Origin of the sequence: Pseudomonas sp. GD04015 (genome assembly GCF_029837675.1) — a bacterium.
GTDB lineage: Bacteria > Pseudomonadota > Gammaproteobacteria > Pseudomonadales > Pseudomonadaceae > Aquipseudomonas > Aquipseudomonas paralcaligenes.
The window spans coordinates 271,434-287,371 of sequence record NZ_JAOEEE010000001.1 but is presented as its reverse complement, the minus strand read 5'-3'; the positions used below and the strand labels follow the sequence as shown (position 1 = coordinate 287,371).

At 67.3% G+C, this 15,938-nt stretch carries 15 protein-coding genes; 7 read left to right on the top strand and 8 right to left on the bottom strand.

Annotated features, from left to right (window positions below):
• Positions 1 to 344: 344 nt before the first annotated feature.
• A complete protein-coding gene (locus N7640_RS01455; RefSeq protein WP_279904664.1) occupies positions 345 to 1,955 on the bottom strand; it encodes a M28 family metallopeptidase in 1,611 nt (536 codons plus the stop codon).
• 270 nt (positions 1,956 to 2,225) lie between these two features.
• On the opposite strand from N7640_RS01455, the gene yejK reads away from it, so the two are divergent.
• Together yejK and N7640_RS01445 are read left to right on the top strand one after the other, a co-directional pair.
• Positions 2,226 to 3,233: a nucleoid-associated protein YejK gene (yejK, locus tag N7640_RS01450; protein WP_279904663.1), complete on the top strand. Its 1,008-nt coding sequence runs from the start codon at positions 2,226 to 2,228 to the stop codon at positions 3,231 to 3,233.
• Between the two features lies 1 nt (position 3,234).
• The gene (locus tag N7640_RS01445) at positions 3,235 to 3,570 is read left to right on the top strand and encodes a glutaredoxin family protein (protein ID WP_279904661.1); all 336 of its coding nucleotides are present in this window, start codon (positions 3,235 to 3,237) and stop codon (positions 3,568 to 3,570) included.
• Between the two features lie 91 nt (positions 3,571 to 3,661).
• On the opposite strand, the gene N7640_RS01440 is transcribed toward N7640_RS01445, so the two are convergent.
• From N7640_RS01440 to N7640_RS01430, 3 genes are all read right to left on the bottom strand, one after another.
• The gene (locus N7640_RS01440; RefSeq protein WP_279904660.1) at positions 3,662 to 4,600 is read right to left on the bottom strand and encodes a glutathione S-transferase family protein; all 939 of its coding nucleotides are present in this window, start codon (positions 4,598 to 4,600) and stop codon (positions 3,662 to 3,664) included.
• Positions 4,601 to 4,662: 62 nt separating this feature from the next.
• Positions 4,663 to 4,932 carry a GIY-YIG nuclease family protein gene (locus N7640_RS01435; protein WP_279904659.1) on the bottom strand — a complete coding sequence of 90 codons (270 nt, stop codon included), beginning with the start codon at positions 4,930 to 4,932 and terminating at the stop codon, positions 4,663 to 4,665.
• A gap of 39 nt (positions 4,933 to 4,971) precedes the next feature.
• Positions 4,972 to 5,442 (bottom strand): nuclear transport factor 2 family protein, encoded by a 471-nt coding sequence (locus N7640_RS01430; RefSeq protein WP_279904658.1) that lies wholly within the window; start codon positions 5,440 to 5,442, stop codon positions 4,972 to 4,974.
• A gap of 96 nt (positions 5,443 to 5,538) precedes the next feature.
• Between N7640_RS01430 and N7640_RS01425 the strand changes: the two genes are divergently transcribed.
• A complete protein-coding gene (locus N7640_RS01425; protein ID WP_279906169.1) occupies positions 5,539 to 6,489 on the top strand; it encodes a helix-turn-helix domain-containing protein in 951 nt (316 codons plus the stop codon).
• A gap of 181 nt (positions 6,490 to 6,670) precedes the next feature.
• On the opposite strand, the gene N7640_RS01420 is transcribed toward N7640_RS01425, so the two are convergent.
• The 4 genes from N7640_RS01420 to N7640_RS01405 all read right to left on the bottom strand — a co-directional run bounded on the left by N7640_RS01420 (position 6,671) and on the right by N7640_RS01405 (position 10,908).
• Complete coding sequence (locus N7640_RS01420; RefSeq protein ID WP_220815428.1) at positions 6,671 to 7,432, bottom strand: amino acid ABC transporter ATP-binding protein; 762 nt, start codon at positions 7,430 to 7,432, stop codon at positions 6,671 to 6,673.
• Between the two features lie 12 nt (positions 7,433 to 7,444).
• Positions 7,445 to 8,542 carry an amino acid ABC transporter permease gene (locus N7640_RS01415; RefSeq protein WP_279903097.1) on the bottom strand — a complete coding sequence of 366 codons (1,098 nt, stop codon included), beginning with the start codon at positions 8,540 to 8,542 and terminating at the stop codon, positions 7,445 to 7,447.
• A 10-nt stretch (positions 8,543 to 8,552) separates the two neighbouring features.
• The gene (locus N7640_RS01410) at positions 8,553 to 9,737 is read right to left on the bottom strand and encodes an amino acid ABC transporter permease (protein WP_279903098.1); all 1,185 of its coding nucleotides are present in this window, start codon (positions 9,735 to 9,737) and stop codon (positions 8,553 to 8,555) included.
• 142 nt (positions 9,738 to 9,879) lie between these two features.
• Positions 9,880 to 10,908, bottom strand: a complete 1,029-nt coding sequence (locus tag N7640_RS01405) for an amino acid ABC transporter substrate-binding protein (RefSeq protein ID WP_220815560.1) — start codon at positions 10,906 to 10,908, stop codon at positions 9,880 to 9,882.
• 387 nt (positions 10,909 to 11,295) lie between these two features.
• On the opposite strand from N7640_RS01405, the gene N7640_RS01400 reads away from it, so the two are divergent.
• The 4 genes from N7640_RS01400 (at position 11,296) to rhlB (ending at position 15,900) form a co-directional block, all read left to right on the top strand.
• Complete coding sequence (locus N7640_RS01400; RefSeq protein ID WP_279903099.1) at positions 11,296 to 11,955, top strand: alpha/beta hydrolase; 660 nt, start codon at positions 11,296 to 11,298, stop codon at positions 11,953 to 11,955.
• Positions 11,956 to 12,182: 227 nt separating this feature from the next.
• Entirely contained in the window at positions 12,183 to 13,121 is a 939-nt protein-coding gene (locus N7640_RS01395; RefSeq protein WP_279903100.1) for a GGDEF domain-containing protein, read from the top strand.
• A 105-nt stretch (positions 13,122 to 13,226) separates the two neighbouring features.
• Positions 13,227 to 14,387, top strand: a complete 1,161-nt coding sequence (locus tag N7640_RS01390; protein ID WP_279903101.1) for a membrane dipeptidase — start codon at positions 13,227 to 13,229, stop codon at positions 14,385 to 14,387.
• A gap of 88 nt (positions 14,388 to 14,475) precedes the next feature.
• Positions 14,476 to 15,900: an ATP-dependent RNA helicase RhlB gene (gene rhlB / locus N7640_RS01385; protein ID WP_279903102.1), complete on the top strand. Its 1,425-nt coding sequence runs from the start codon at positions 14,476 to 14,478 to the stop codon at positions 15,898 to 15,900.
• Positions 15,901 to 15,938: the final 38 nt, after the last annotated feature.

The window sequence follows — 15,938 nt, the reverse complement described above, 5'->3', positions numbered from 1 at the left end:
GGCAGCTGCAGTGTTCAGATAGAGGGGCTTGACCGCGCAACGCGTAGGGCCGATCACGCTGATGGGGGATGGCCTGCGACCCGACCACCCTACCGGCTCCCAGGCAGGCCGCTTCCGCAGGGCAGCTGTAGCGTCTGCAACATGTAACGGGTACATAGCCTTTTTAGTGGCCATGTCCACGTTAGTTGTTGCACTCCTCGTGGGAGCGGCCTTGGCCGCGAATGTCGCGGCCAATTGGAATGCCGCCCAGCCACTCCCACACAAAGCATGATTGCGCCACCAACACGTAACAGAAAAAGGCCCCACCGGACGTACCGGCAGGGCCTTTCTCCTTCAAGCGGGGCTCACTTGATCCAGTGCTTGCCCCAGTGGGTGATGTCGTAGGCCCTGGCCGCGCGCTTCAGGCTCGGGCCGGTCGGCTGGCTGGCGGCGATCTCGTCGTCGACCACCCGGGTCGACAGCGACAGCCAGCTGGTGACGAAGGCCATGGCGTCGCCGTTCACTTCCAATGCGCGCCGGTCGATGTTGTTCAGGTCATCGCAGGCCGCGTGGTAGCAGGGGTCGAGCGCGATGCCGGCGGTGCCGCCGTAGCGCGCCGCCTGCTCCTCGGTCTTCAGCACCTCGGCGCCGGTGAACAGGCCGCCGAAGGCGATACCGTCGGTGAAGAACTGCGCGTAGTCCGAGCGGAAGGTGATCTCGTCGCCCTCGAACGGCAAGCCACGCAGCTTGTAGTACTCCTCGAACAGCTTCTCGAGGGCGGCCGAGCCGGGCGGGCCTTCCAGGCCGAAGGCGGAGCCGTCACCGTCATACACGAAGTAGGCGAAGTTCGGCGAGGCGATCATGTCGAAGTTGAGGTACGCCTTGATCTTCGCCTTCTCCTCCGCCGGCAGCTGGCTGACGTAGTAGGTCGAGCCGACCAGGCCGGACTCCTCCGCGCCCCACCAGGCGAAGCGCAGGCGGTTGGTCGGCCGGGCTTTGCTCAGTTGCAGCGCCAACTCCAGCAGCGCGGCGCTGCCCGAGCCGTTGTCGTTGATGCCCGCGCCCTCGTACACCGAGTCCAGATGCGCGCCGGCCATCACCACGTTGCCCGGGTTGCCGTGGCGGGTCTCGGCGATCAGGTTGTGGGTCTCGGTGCGCTTGCGCGTCACGTCCGCCACCACCCGCACCTGTACGTCGGCGGTCTGCGCCAGGGCCACGCCCACCTCGTAGGTGGCGAACAGCACCGGGATGCCGCCGGCATAGGCGTCGCCCAGGGTGGCGCTGATCAGGCCCTTGCGGTCCTCGGTGTCGCCCTGGTTGAACAGCACCACGCCGGTCGCGCCGGCGTCGGCGGCGTTCTGCGCCTTCGTCGCGAAGTCGCAGGCGCCGCGTTGCAGCAGGGCGATGGCGCCGGCCGGGAAACCGGCGAAATCCTCGGCCTCGCAGCCGCTGGTGGAGGTGTTGCCGTCGCCCAGGGCGATGTCCACCGGCACGGCGGCGGCGGTGACGTCGCCCGCTTCGGTCTGCGACAGGTAGGTGAAGTCCACCTCCCACTCGTACTGCGCCGGGGTCGGCGCCACGGCCTGCAGCTGGCCCGGGCCCTGCGGGTAGAAGGCGCTGAACGGGAAGGCCTGCAGGCGCACCTGGTAGCCGGCGCGCTCGAGGGTCTGCTTCACGTAGTCGATTGAGCCCTGGTAGCCCGGCAGGCCGGCGGCGCGGTTGCCGCCGTTGGCCAGGGCGATGTCGTGGAGCATCTGCAGGTGCTGTTCCGTTCGCTCGGCCTGCATGCAACGCGGCAGCAACAGCGGCGTGGCGTTGATCTGGCCGTAGCGGCATTCCAGCGGGCCGAGCCGCGTGGGGCTCCAGAGCTTGTCGAACAGCGAGCCCAGGTCGCGGGCCTCGGTGGCCAGGGCCGGCGCGGACACGCCGGCCAGGAGAGAAGCCAACAACAGGTGAGGTTTCTTGTTGAAGTGCATGGGGGTTCTCCAATCCATGTTTGGAGCAGATGGATGCGCGAGCGCTTGTGGCGCCGCGCGTGCCGTCCCTTACTGCGTCGTGTGGACGAGAAGACGGTAGACGGCGTTTTTTCGGCAAGCGAAGCGGCAGATGTGCGATTTCCTGAAAATGACGACTGATCGACGCATAACCCCTCAAGATGCCAGCACATCGCCAGCACTACCCCACCGGCGCGGCGATGTCGGGTAGACTCTGCCCGCTCTCCTTTCCACAGCCCGAAGACGCCCGCCATGCCGATCCGCCACTGCATCGTCCACCTGATCGACAAGAAGCCCGACGGCTCGCCGGCCGTGCTCCACGCCCGCGACTCGGAGCTGGCCGCCTCGCCGGCCATGGAGAACCTGCTGGCCGATCTCAACGAGAGCTACAACGCCAAGCAGGGCAAGGCCTGGGGCCTGTTCCACGAGGAGTCCGGCGCCTACCCGTTCAGCGGCTGGCTGAAGGCCTACCTGGACGACGAGCAGGACTTCACCGCGTTCAGCCGCCAGGCGGTGGAGCAGCTGCAGAAGCTGATGGAGGAGTCCAACCTGTCCACCGGTGGCCACGTGCTGTTCGCCCACTACCAGCAGGGCATGACCGACTACCTGGCCATCGCCCTGCTGCACCACAGCGAGGGCGTGGCGGTGACCGAGGCGCTGGACGTGGCGCCAGCCAAGCATCTGGACCTCGGCCAGCTGCACCTGGCGGCGCGCATCAACATCTCCGAGTGGCGCAACAACGCCCACTCCAAGCAGTACATCTCGTTCATCCGCGGCAAGAACGGCAAGAAGGTCTCGGACTACTTCCGCGATTTCATCGGCTGCCAGGAAGGCGTGGACGCGCCGAGCGAGACGCGCACCCTGCTCAAGGCCTTCAGCGATTTCGTCGAGAGCGAGGACATGGCCGAGGAGCAGGCTCGCGCCAAGACCGAGACGCTGGTCGACTACGCCACCAGCCAGGCCAAGCTGGGCGAGCCGATCACCCTGGACGAGCTGTCCGGGCTGATCGATGAGGATCGCCCACGCGCCTTCTTCGAGCACATCCGCAACAAGGACTACGGCATGGCGCCGGAATTTCCCGCGGACAAGCGCACCCTCAGCCAGTTCCGCCGCTTCACCGGCCGCGCCGAGGGCCTGTCGATCAGCTTCGAGGCCCATCTGCTGGGCTCGAAGATCGAGTACGATGAGGCGCGCGACATGCTGATCATTCGCCAGGTACCGACCCAGCTCAAGGACCAACTCAAGCGTCGCAAGGAGTGACATGGGCAAACGGATATTCGTGCTGCTGGCGGTGCTCGCCGCCTGGCAGCACTGGGACCGCATCGAGACCTTCCTCGGCCTGAGGCCGACCCCGCAGGTGGCGGCGGCCGAAGCCGGCGTGGTGCTGTACGCCACCGCCTGGTGCGGCTACTGCGCCAAGACCCGCTCCTTCCTCGCCGAGCAGGGCATCCCCTACACCGAGATCGACATCGAGAAATCCAGCGAGGGCCGCCGCGCCTACGAGGCGCTGGACGGCCGCGGCGTGCCGCTGCTGACCATCGGCAACACGGTGGTGCGCGGCTACGACCCGGCAGGGATCAAGGCCGCGCTGCGCTAGCACCTGTTGCCCTGTCGTTACACCTGTGGGAGCGGCCTTGGCCGCGAAGTTCGCGGCCGAGGCCGCTCCCACAGGAGCAGAATCGCGCAGGCTATTGGACGGCCTCGATGCGGAAGCCGAAGCGCGGGAAATGCACGTGGACCGTCCCCGCGCGCTCGTCCTCGCGGCGCAGGATGATCGACTCGTCCGTCACGCCGGCCAATTCGCCTGCCACCGGATCGACGCCGTAGTCGGTAGCCGCGACCTTCACCGACTGGCCCAGTGCCAGCCCCAGCGACGCGCTGGCATCCCCCTCCGGCAGCGCCGCCGGCGTCGCTTCACGGGCGATGGCGATGGCCTCCTCGGCGCTCAGGGCGCTGGACGCGCCATGACCGAAGCCGAGCACCCGGCCCAGCCAGGCGGCCACCGCCGGGTAGTCGTCGACCAGCGGCGCGGTGACGTGGGTGGCCTTGAGGAACCACAGCGAATGGGCCAGGGCGAAGTCCGCCACCGAGGGCTCGCCGAACAGGAAGTCGCCCTCCTCGCGGGACAATTGCTGCTCCAGGCGCGCCATCAGAGTCGGCCATTGCAGCTTGGCCTGTTCCAGCGGCAGGCGGCTGGCGGTGCCGCCGGAGAACAGCGCGGCGCGGTCGGCGGCGAACGCCTGCTGGGCGGCCGGCGGCAGCTTGCCCATGCGCACGGCGATGGAGGCCGGCTGGAACACCAGCGCCACGGCATGCTGGAACACCACCGCATCGGCCCACAGGGCGAAGCTCGCCACGGTGAACTCCTGGCCCTCCGGGAACAGCGCCGGGGTAGCCTTCTCCGCCTCCAGGCGGCGGGCGATCAGCGCGGTGTCGCAGTAGATGTCGGCGCCGACCTGCAGCACCGGAGTCTTGCGGTAGCCGCCGGTGAGCGCGGTCAGGTCCGGCTTGGGCATGACCCGCGGGATGTCCACCGAGCGCCACGACAGCTGCTTGAAGCCCAGCATCAGGCGGGCCTTCTCGGCGAAGGGCGAGGCATCGTAGTGGTGCAGGATCAGTTCGGACATGGCGGGACTCCGCTGATTGTTGGAATTGGAGGCCGCAGCTTAGCCGCAGCCGGTGCCGGGGCCTACCCCGGCGAGACGACTATCAGCGCTTCCTTGGCCGCCTTCTTCAGGCGCTTGATGGCGATCTCCCGGCGCAGCGCAGCGCCTTTGTCGGCGCACGCCTCGACGTAGACCAGCGCACGCGCCGGGCTGGCATGGAAGAAGCGCGCCCCCTTGCCGCTGCAGTGCTGTTCGAAGCGCCGCTGCGGGTCGTCGCTGATGCCGCAGTAGAGCGCACCGCTCTCGGCACGGACCAGGTAGACGAACCAGGGTTTGGCGGGAATGGCGGTCATGACTCGGTGGCTCGCGGTGGGGCTGCCGAGCTTACGTCGTCAGCGGCTGGCCTGCCAGGCGCGCAGGCCGGCCATCGCCTGCTTGCGGATGGCGCCCTGCACCGGGGCCAGCCAGCCCAGCAGCAGGCCCTTGGCGCCGAGCGCCTGGCGCGACCAGCGCCACAGGTCGAAGCGGTCGCGGTGCTCGACGATCCTGCCACCCTGGAAACGGAAGCTGGCCTCGATATGGTTTTCCACCATGCGCCCGGTCTGGCTGAACAGGTAGGTCGCCACCCAGCGCGCGCGGCCTTGCCGGTCGTCGGCCTCCAGCACCTCGTAGGTCAGGGAGAAATCCTTGGCGCGGGCACAGAGCATGCGCCACATGTCGCCGGCGTCGCGGCCCTGCAGATCGCGGAACACCGGGTCGGAAAACACCACGTCGTCGGCGTAGCAGGCGGCCATGGCCTCGGCGTCCTGGCGCTGGAAGGCCTGGTAGAAGCGGTCGATCAGTTCGGCGTTGGGGTGGGCCATGGGGATGCTGCTCCGGGTTGTGATGGGCAGAGTATGGCCGTGCCGGCGACAACCGGCGATTGGCGATAAAGACAACTTTGTGTCAATAATCGCCACATGATGCGCATTGCCCTCTATACCTGCCCACAGACCGTGCTCTCCAGCCTGAGCATGGCCGACGACGCCTTCCGCCTGGCCAACCAGCTGGCCGGCGAGGCGCTGTTCGAGGTGCTGCGGGTCAGCGCCGACGGCGCGCCGGTGCGCAGCGGCTACGCCGAGCTGCGGGTGGACGGCGACCTGGGCCTGGCCGAAGGCGCCGACCTGCTGCTGATCCCCGCCACCGGCAGCGCCCTGCAACGCACCCTCGACGGCAACGCCGTCCTGCTCGCCTGGCTGGCCCGCCGCCCCACTGAGCAGGGCCTGGCCAGCCTGTGCAGCAGCGCCTGCCTGCTGGCCGCCGCCGGCGTGCTTGATGGGCGCCGCGCCACCACCCACTGGGCGCTGGCCGAGACCTTCCGCCGCCATTTCCCGCGGGTCGACCTGCGCATCGACGAGCTGTTCACCGAGGACGCCAACCGCTACTGCTCCGGCGGCGCCCAGGCCGGGCTGGACCTGTGCCTGCACCTGATCGCCCGCCACGGCGGCGACTGGCTGGCCGAGCGGGTGGCCGCCACCCTGGTGGTGGAGCGCGAGCGTGGCAGCCAGGCGCGCTTCGCCCCGCTGCTGCCGGCCGCCGGCCAGGACGACCCGCTGATCGCCCCGCTGCTGCGCTGGCTGCAACGGCACCACGCCGAGCCCATCGACCTGCCGGGCCTGGCCGCGCGCGCCCACTGCTCCACCCGCACCCTGCTGCGGCGCTTTCGCGCCGCCACCGGGCTGACCCCGCACGACTACCTGCAGCGCGTGCGCATCAGCGCCGCGCAGACCGCCCTGCGCCACCCCGGCCGCTCGCTGGAACAGGTCGCCGCCCAGGTCGGCTACGCCGACCGCGCCAGCTTCGCCAAGCGCTTCAAGCAGCTCTGCGGGGAAACCCCGGGCGCCTGGCGCAAGCGCCTGCGCCAGGGTTGAAGGCACGGGCGATCCGTAGGGCGGGTGAAACCCGCGCCGTTCCTCACACGCGGGTTGCACCCGCCCTACACGAAAAAAGGAGCCCGTAGGCTCCCTCGCGTAGGGTGCGCTATGCGCACCGGATGGTTCGACGCCGCCGGGTCGGTGCGCACAGCGCACCCTACCGGGGCTGGTGCAACGCTTAATGCAGGATCTGGCCGAGGAACAGCTTGGTCCGCTCGTTCTGCGGGTTGTCGAAGAACGTGTTGGGCTCGTTCTGTTCGACGATCTCGCCCTTGTCCATGAAGATCACCCGGTTGGCCACGGTGCGGGCGAAGCCCATCTCGTGGGTCACGCAGAGCATGGTCATGCCGTCCTGGGCCAGGCCGATCATGGTGTCCAGCACCTCCTTGACCATTTCCGGGTCGAGCGCCGAGGTCGGCTCGTCGAACAGCATGATCTTCGGCTTCATGCACAGCGCGCGGGCGATCGCCACACGCTGCTGCTGGCCGCCGGAGAGCTGGCCCGGGTACTTGTGCGCCTGCTCGGGGATGCGCACTCGCTCGAGGAAGTGCATGGCGATCTCCTCGGCCTTACGCTTGGGCAGCTTGCGCACCCAGATCGGCGCCAAGGTGCAGTTCTCCAGCACGGTCAGGTGCGGGAACAGGTTGAAGTGCTGGAACACCATGCCCACTTCGCTGCGGATCGCCTCGATGTGCTTGAGGTCGTTGGTCAGCTCGGTGCCGTCGACGACGATGCGCCCCTGCTGGTGTTCCTCCAGGCGGTTGATGCAGCGGATGGTGGTGGACTTGCCCGAGCCGGACGGCCCGCAGAGCACGATGCGCTCGCCGGGCTGCACGTCCAGGTTGATGTCCTTGAGCACGTGGAACTGGCCGTACCACTTGTTCACGCCCTGCAGGCGGATGATCGGCTCGGCCGCGGCTTCTTTCTTAACTTCGGTCATGGTCGATGACTCCTAACGCTTGTGGCCGGTGTCCAGCTTGCGCTCCAGGTGCATGGAGTAGCGGGACATGCCGAAACAGAAGATCCAGAACACCAGGGCGGCGAACACGTAGCCCTCGGTGGCCATGCCCAGCCAGGCCGGGTCGTTGGTGGCGCGCTTGATGCTGTTGAGCAGGTCGAACAGGCCGATGATGATCACCAGGCTGGTGTCCTTGAACAGCGCGATGAAGGTGTTGACGATGCCCGGGATCACCAGCTTGAGCGCCTGCGGCAGGATCACCAGGCCCATCATCCGCCAGTAGCCCAGGCCCATGGCCGCGGCCGCCTCGTACTGCCCCTTGGGAATGGCCTGCAGGCCGCCGCGCACCACCTCGGCGATGTAGGCGGACTGGAACAGGATCACCCCGATCAGCGCGCGCAGCAGCTTGTCGAAGCTCATGCCCTCGGGCAGGAACAGCGGCAGCATCACCGAGGACATGAACAGCACGGTGATCAGCGGCACGCCGCGCCAGAACTCGATGAAGGTCACGCAGATCACCCGGATCGCCGGCATCTTCGAGCGCCGGCCCAGGGCCAGCACGATGCCCAGCGGCAGCGCGCCGGCGATGCCCACGGCGGCGATCACCAGGGTCAGCATCAGGCCGCCCCACTGGCTGGTCTGCACTTCGGACAGACCGAAGAAGCCGCCGTGCAGCAGCCAGAAGGCGAGCAGCGGGTAGACCACCAGGAACGCCAGGCCGTAGGCCGACTTGCGCGGCATCATCGGCACGAACAGCGGCGCCGCGCCAATCACCGCCAGCCACACGGTGAGGTCGACGCGCCAGCGCAGCTCTTCCGGGTAGAAGCCGTACATGAACTGGCTGAAGCGCTCCTTGACGAACACCCAGCAGGCGCCCTCGCCGGTGCAGTCGGCGCGGGTGGTGCCGGCCCAGTCGGCGCTGAAGATGGCCCAGTCGAGCACCGGCGGCACGATCTTCCAGACCAGGTAGATGGCCAGCAGGGTCAACAGGGTGTTGAACCAGCCGGAGAACAGGTTGCCCCGCAGCCAGCCCAGCACGCCCACGCTCATGCGCGGTGGTGGCAGGCTCGGACGGAATTGATGGATTTCCATGCGCCTCTCCTTACCGCTCGATCAGCGCGATGCGCTTGTTGTACCAGTTCATCAGCAGGGAAATGCTGATGCTGATCGCCAGATACACGCTCATGGTGATGGCGATGGTCTCGATGGCCTGGCCGGTCTGGTTGAGCACCGTGCCGGCGAACAGCGAGACCATGTCCGGGTAGCCGATGCCGGCCGCCAGGGACGAGTTCTTCACCAGGTTCAGGTACTGGCTGGTCAGCGGCGGGATGATCACGCGCAGGGCCTGCGGCACGATTACCAGGCGCAGGGTCTTGCCGGCCGGCAGGCCGAGCGAGCGGGCCGCCTCGGTCTGGCCGTGGTTGACCGCCTTGATGCCGGCGCGCACGGTCTCGGCGATGAACGCCGCGGTGTAGATGCTCAGCGCCATGGTCAGCGCGACCAGCTCGGGGATCACCACCCAGCCGCCGCGGAAGTTGAAGCCCTTGAGTTCCGGCACTTCCCAGTGGAACGGACTGCCGAACACCAGCATCGCCAGCCCCGGCAGCGCCACCAGCAGCGCCAGCACGCTGAGCAGCACGGGGAAGCTCTGGCCGGTGGCCATGCGCCGCTTGTTGGCCCAGCGCGCCAGCACGACGCCGGCGACGATGGCCAGCGCCAGCGCCACCGCGAACGGCCAGAAGCCGGCGTCCATGGTGGGCGACGGCATGTTCAGGCCGCGGTTGCTGAGGAAGAAGGTATCGCCCAGGTTCAGGCTCTGCCGCGGGCCGGGCAGCGGCTGGAGGATGGCGAAGTACCAGAAGAAGATTTGCAGCAGCGGCGGGATGTTGCGGAACAGCTCGATGTACACGGTGGCCAGCTTGCTGATCAGCCAGTTGGGCGACAGCCGCGCCACGCCGAGGGTGAAGCCGAGGATGGTGGCCAGGATGATGCCGATCACCGACACCAGCAGGGTGTTGAGCAGGCCGATGACGAACACCCGGCCGTAGCTGTCGCTCTCGGTGTAGTCGATCAGGTGCTGGGAGATGCCGAAGCCGGCGCTCTGCTCGAGGAAGCCGAAGCCGGAGAGAATCCCGCGTTGCTGCAGGTTGGTCTGAGTGTTGTGGAACAGGTACCAGCCGATCGCCACCACGGCGACGACGGCGATGATCTGGAAGACCCAGCCACGCACCTGCGGATCGGTCCAGACCGATGTGCGCGGGCGTGGGATGGAGGCAGGATTTTGCATGTCAGCCCTCTAGGGACCCGTCCGGGCGCCGGCCAGCCGGAACGCGAACAGTCCTAATGGAAACTCCGCGCCCGGTATGCGCGGCGCGGAGTTTGCGGAATCAGAAGCGCCATCGCCCCGCGAGGGGGCGATGGCATGGCGGTCAGCGCACCGGCGGTGCGTATTGCAGACCACCCTTGTTCCACAGGGCGTTGAGGCCACGTTCGATCTTCAGCTCGCTGCCGGCGCCGACGTTGCGGTCGAAGATTTCACCGTAGTTGCCGACTTGCTTGACGATCTTCACGGCCCAGTCCTTCGGCAGCTTGAGATCCTTGCCGAAGTCACCCTCGGCGCCCAGCAGGCGGGCGATGTCCGGGTTCTTGGTGGACTTGGCCATTTCTTCCACGTTGGCGGAAGTCACGCCCAGTTCCTCGGCGTTGAGCTGCGCGAACAGGCTCCAGCGCACGATGTCGAACCACTCCTCGTCACCCTGGCGCACGGCCGGGCCGAGGGGCTCCTTGGAGATCACTTCCGGCAGCACCACGTACTCGTCCGGCGCGGCCAGCTTGATGCGCTGGGCGTAGAGCTGGGACTGGTCGGAAGTCAGCACGTCGCAGCGGCCGGACTCCAGGGACTTGGCGCTCTCGTCGGAGGTATCGTAGGTGATCGGGGTGTACTTCAGGCCATTGGCGCGGAAGTAGTCGGACAGGTTCAGCTCGGTGGTGGTGCCTGCCTGGATGCACACGGTGGCGCCGTCCAGTTCCTTGGCGCTGGAAACGCCGAGCTTCTTGTTCACCAGGAAGCCCTGACCGTCGTAGTAGGTCACGCCGGTGAAGTTCAGGCCCATGGCCGCGTCGCGGGAGCTGGTCCAGGTGGTGTTGCGCGACAGCATGTCGACTTCGCCGGACTGCAGCGCGGTGAAGCGCTCCTTGGCGGTCAGCGGGCTGTACTTGACCTTGGAGGCGTCGCCGAACACGGCGGCAGCGACGGCACGGCAGATATCCACATCGATCCCCAGGTAGTTACCCTTGGCGTCGGCGTAGGAGAAACCGGGCAAGCCATCGCTGATACCGCACTGCACGAAGCCTTTCTTCTTCACCGCATCCAGGGTCGCACCGGCATGAGCGAAACCGCTCACTCCGAGCACCGCAGCCGTGGTCAGTACTGCCAGGGTGGATTTCACCATCTTCATCAAAACCTCCAAGTGTTCTTGTTTGGTCATATCTCGGTCCTGCCGCCGTACCCTTGTGAGGCACGTTCGATCCCGCCAACATGGCGCAATCGACCGGGGTTCGAACCTGAAAGAGTCTAGATGCCGTTCCGCGGACCGGCGAATGAGCCTTTCATCTCCGTAGGTCTTACGGGAAAGAGATACAGCGGGTCCGGTTTTCCGCCTGCAGGCGGCCCCCACCGGACCGGTTTTACAAAGCAAAGCTCGTACCATCCCATTAACCGGAAGCCATCCGGCCCCGGTCAAGAGAAGAAGTTCTAACCGTGCGACATCTTCTTACGTGATTCACCCACGACAGGAAGACGTCCGATTTCCACGAACGACCTTGCGCACCAAATTGGAGCAGACATGCAAGCACCCCTGATACTCGATCCGTCACTCGCGGCAGATTCCTGCGTCATCTGGTTACACGGCCTCGGCGCCGACCGCTACGATTTCGAGCCGGTGGCCAAGATGCTGCAGCAGCACCTGACGACCACCCGCTTCGTGCTGCCCCAGGCACCGACGCGGCCGGTGACCATCAACGGCGGCTGGTCCATGCCGAGCTGGTACGACATCCTGGCCATGAACCCGGCCCGCGCGATCAGCATGGACGAGATGGAAACCTCGGCGCAGACCGTGATCGAGCTGATCGAAGCGCAGCGCGACGCCGGCATCGACCCGGCGCGCATCGTGCTGGCGGGCTTCTCCCAGGGCGGCGCGGTGGTCTACCACACCGCCTTCCTGCGCTGGCAGGGGCCGCTGGGCGGGCTGATGGCGCTGTCCACCTACGCGCCGACCTTCGCCGATGACCTGCAGCTGGACGAATCCCGGCGCCGCCTGCCAGTGCTGTGCCTGCACGGTACCCAGGACCAGGTGGTGCCGCTGCAGATGGGCCGCGCCGCCCACGATGCCCTCGAACGCCTGGACGTGCCGGTCACCTGGCGCGAATACTCCATGGGCCACGAAGTGATGCTCGAGGAAATCCAGGACATCGGCGCCTGGCTCAAGCAGTTGCTGAAGGCCTGACGAGCGCGTCAAAACTCCGTCCGAAGGCGCAATTCAGAGCCTGCCGAGTCAACCGACTGACGGGCCTCCAGGGCCCGTCCATCGCTTGCGACCGCTGGTCGGCGGCGCTCCGCGCCAGCATTGCGCCAGCCTCGGGGCGGGGCTTATGGTCGCATTCAGGTGTTCGCCCTATACAGGGAGTATTTTCGCGATATGCCCCTCCGCCGCCAGCCACATTCATTACCGCGATGAAAAACGCGCCCTGGCCGCAGGATCTCCGGCAGATTCGTCAGCTGCGGCTGTTCCAGAACGTCGCGGCCAACAACCTGCAGCAGCTCCTGAGCGAATTCTGCGCCTGCGACCTCGATAGCAGCGAAATCCTGCTGTCTCCATTCAACCGCAACCAGCACCTCTACCTGCTGCTGGAAGGCGAACTCAAGGTCTACCTCGGCTCGCTGGACAACCAGCCGGTCAGCACCCTGCGCTCGGGCGACTGCGCCGGCGAGATCAGCTTCATCGACAACGAACGGCCCTCGGCCTACGTGGTGGCGACCCAGCCCTCGCGGGTCCTGCGCCTGCACCGCGAATCGCTGGTCAGCCTGTTCGGGCAGTCGCCCGAGCTGATGCAGAACCTGCTGCAACTGCTCTGCGAGCGGGTGCGCCAGGGCAACCGGCTGATCCTCGACAGTGAGCAGAACGCCAACATCGACATCCTCACCGGCTGCTTCAACCGCCGCTGGCTGGAGCACGTCTACGAGCGCGAGAGCACCCGCTGCGCCTTCAACGGCCAGCCGCTGTGCATGCTCATGCTCGACGTCGACCACTTCAAGGCCTACAACGACCAGCACGGCCACCTGGCCGGCGACTACGCCCTGTGCCTGGTGGCCCATACCCTGCGCAACCAGCTGCGGCCGAAGGACAGCATGGTGCGCTACGGCGGCGAGGAGTTCGTCATCCTCCTGCCCGAGCTGGACGCCGGCGACGCACGCACCATCGGCGAGCGGCTGCGCCAGAGCCTGGAACAGGTCGGCTCCTTCTATTCGCCGGTGGGCGTGCTGCCGGGCGTCACCATCTCCATCGGCATGGCGCAGATGCAGGAGAGGGACGGCCTGGAAACCCTCATCGCCCGCGCCGACGCGGCCCTGTACAAGGCCAAGCAGCAGGGCCGCAACTGCCTGTTCGGCTGACACGGCCCCAGCGCCGAACCACCCGGCAAAACCGCCATCCCGTCGCCTTGTCGGCAAGCGTCCTGCTAGAGTCCGGCGCATAACAACAACGATCGGATGCCCCACATGCGCAAGCTGCTGCTCATCCTGCTGATCCTCGTGCTCGTCGGCGCGGGAATCTTCTTCACCCTGCCCACCCTGCTCGACCGCCAGATGAACGGCGTGGCGACACCGGCGCCCTACCCCGCCAGCGACAAGGCCGAGAAGCTGCACCAGACCCTGTTCGTCGCCGACCTGCACGACGACGCCCTGCTCTGGCAGCGCGACCTGCTGGAGCGCCACGGCTACGGCCATTCCGACCTGCCACGGCTGCTGGAAGGACGCGTCGGCCTGCAGGTGTTCTCCACCGTCACCAAGACGCCCCGCGGCATCAACTACGAACGCAACGGCGCCGACAGCGACAACATCACCCTGCTCGCCATGGCCCAGCGCTGGCCCCGGGCGACCTGGGACAGCCTGCTCCAGCGCGCCCTGTACCAGGCCGGCAAGCTGAAGCAGGCGGCCGCCGCCAGCGACGGGCAACTGGTGCTTATCAGCAGTCGCGGCGAGCTGGGCCGCTACCTGGAGGACTGGCGGCGCGACCCGCGGCGGGTGGCCGCCATCCTGGCCACCGAGGGCCTGCACCCGATCGAGGGCAAGCTGGAGAACGTCGACCGCCTGTACGACGCCGGTTTCCGCATCGCAGGGCTGACCCACTTCTTCGACAACGAGGTGGGCGGCTCGGCCCATGGCCTGGAAAAGAGCGGGCTGACCCCGCTGGGCCGCCAGGTGATCGCCCGCCTGGAAGAGAAGCGCATGCTGGTCGACCTGGCCCATGCCTCCAAGCCGTTGATCGACGACGTGCTCGCCGTCGCCACCCGGCCGGTGCTGGTCTCCCACACCGGCGTGGCCGGCACCTGCCCCGGGCCGCGCAACCTCACCGACGACCATCTGCGGCGCATCGCCGCCGGCGGCGGGGTGATCGGCATCGGCTACTGGGACGCGGCGGTCTGCGAGACCAACGTCGGCGCCATCGTCCGCGCCATCCGCTACGCCGTGGACAAGGTCGGCGTCGCCCACGTGGCCCTGGGCTCGGACTTCAACGGCACCATCCGCGCGCCGTTCGACACCACCGGCCTGGCGCAGATCACCGAGGGCCTGCAGCGCGCCGGCTTCGGCGACGCCGACATCGCCGCGATCATGGGCGGCAACGTGCGCGACCTGCTGCTGGCCAACCTGCCCGATTGAACGACGGCCCGCCCGCGCGGCACTTCGCCGTGCGGGCATCTTGCTTTACACTGGCGGCCGTTCATTCCTTGACCAATACGAGACGGCCGTGCTCAAAGCACTCAAGAAAATCTTCAGCAAGGGCGATGCCGAACAGCCCGCCAGCAGCATCCCCGCCAGCACTCCCAGCGCCCCCGCCCCCCAGGCCGGCCCGCGCCAAAACCAACCGAAGCAGGCCAGCGAGGCCAGGCCGGCCAAGGACGCCAGGAAGCCGCGCGCCGACAAGCCGCGCCGCGAGCGCCCGGCCAAGCCGGTGGACACCTGGAAACTGGAAGACTTCGTGGTCGAGCCGCAGGAAGGCAAGACCCGCTTCCACGACTTCCGCCTGGCGCCGGAGCTGATGCACGCCATCCACGACCTGGGCTTCCCCTACTGCACGCCGATCCAGGCCCAGGTGCTCGGTCACACCCTCAAGGGCAAGGACGCCATCGGCCGCGCCCAGACCGGCACCGGCAAGACCGCCGCCTTCCTGGTCTCGACCATCACCCAGCTGCTGCAGACCACGCCGCCGAAAGAGCGCTACATGGGCGAGCCGCGCGCGCTGGTGATCGCGCCGACCCGCGAGCTGGTGGTGCAGATCGCCAAGGACGCCGAGGCCCTGACCAAGTACACCGGCCTCAACGTGATGAGCTTCGTCGGCGGCATGGACTTCGACAAGCAGCTCAAGCAGCTGGAATCGCGCTACTGCGACATCCTGGTCGCCACCCCCGGCCGCCTGCTGGACTTCAACCAGCGCGGCGAGGTGCACTTGGACATGGTCGAGGTGATGGTGCTGGACGAGGCCGATCGCATGCTCGACATGGGCTTCATCCCCCAGGTCCGCCAGATCATCCGCCAGACCCCGATGAAGGGCGACCGCCAGACCCTGCTGTTCTCCGCGACCTTCACCGAGGATGTGATGAACCTGGCACGGCAGTGGACGGTGAACCCGGCCATCGTCGAGATCGAGCCGGAGAACGTCGCCAGCGACACCGTCGAGCAGCACGTCTACGCCGTGTCCAGCAAGGACAAGTACAAGCTGCTGTACAACCTGGTGACGCAGAACGACTGGCAGCGGGTGATGGTGTTCGCCAACCGCCGCGACGAAGTGCGGCGCATCGAGGAGAAGCTGATCCGCGACGGCGTGAGCGCCGCGCAGATGTCCGGCGATGTGCCGCAGCACAAGCGGATCAAGACCCTGGAAGGCTTCCGCGAGGGCAAGATCCGCGTGATGGTCGCCACCGACGTGGCCGGCCGCGGCATCCATGTCGACGGCATCAGCCACGTGATCAACTTCACCCTGCCGGAAGTGCCAGACGACTACGTGCACCGCATCGGCCGCACCGGCCGCGCCGGTGCCAGCGGCACTTCGATCAGCTTCGCCGGCGAGGACGATGCCTTCGCCCTGCCGCCGATCGAAGAACTGCTGGGCCGCAAGATCAACTGCGAGATGCCGCCGGAAGAATTGCTCAAGCCGGTGCCGCGCAAGCACTGAGGCCCTACCGTAGGGTGCGCTGCGCGCACCGATGATGC

Coding starts and splice junctions, on each gene's coding strand:
- N7640_RS01455 (WP_279904664.1), bottom strand. CDS start 1,955: ATGCACTTCAACAAGAAACCTCACCTGTTGTTGGCTTCTCTCCTGGCC.
- yejK (WP_279904663.1), top strand. CDS start 2,226: ATGCCGATCCGCCACTGCATCGTCCACCTGATCGACAAGAAGCCCGAC.
- N7640_RS01445 (WP_279904661.1), top strand. CDS start 3,235: ATGGGCAAACGGATATTCGTGCTGCTGGCGGTGCTCGCCGCCTGGCAG.
- N7640_RS01440 (WP_279904660.1), bottom strand. CDS start 4,600: ATGTCCGAACTGATCCTGCACCACTACGATGCCTCGCCCTTCGCCGAG.
- N7640_RS01435 (WP_279904659.1), bottom strand. CDS start 4,932: ATGACCGCCATTCCCGCCAAACCCTGGTTCGTCTACCTGGTCCGTGCC.
- N7640_RS01430 (WP_279904658.1), bottom strand. CDS start 5,442: ATGGCCCACCCCAACGCCGAACTGATCGACCGCTTCTACCAGGCCTTC.
- N7640_RS01425 (WP_279906169.1), top strand. CDS start 5,539: ATGATGCGCATTGCCCTCTATACCTGCCCACAGACCGTGCTCTCCAGC.
- N7640_RS01420 (WP_220815428.1), bottom strand. CDS start 7,432: ATGACCGAAGTTAAGAAAGAAGCCGCGGCCGAGCCGATCATCCGCCTG.
- N7640_RS01415 (WP_279903097.1), bottom strand. CDS start 8,542: ATGGAAATCCATCAATTCCGTCCGAGCCTGCCACCACCGCGCATGAGC.
- N7640_RS01410 (WP_279903098.1), bottom strand. CDS start 9,737: ATGCAAAATCCTGCCTCCATCCCACGCCCGCGCACATCGGTCTGGACC.
- N7640_RS01405 (WP_220815560.1), bottom strand. CDS start 10,908: ATGAAGATGGTGAAATCCACCCTGGCAGTACTGACCACGGCTGCGGTG.
- N7640_RS01400 (WP_279903099.1), top strand. CDS start 11,296: ATGCAAGCACCCCTGATACTCGATCCGTCACTCGCGGCAGATTCCTGC.
- N7640_RS01395 (WP_279903100.1), top strand. CDS start 12,183: ATGAAAAACGCGCCCTGGCCGCAGGATCTCCGGCAGATTCGTCAGCTG.
- N7640_RS01390 (WP_279903101.1), top strand. CDS start 13,227: ATGCGCAAGCTGCTGCTCATCCTGCTGATCCTCGTGCTCGTCGGCGCG.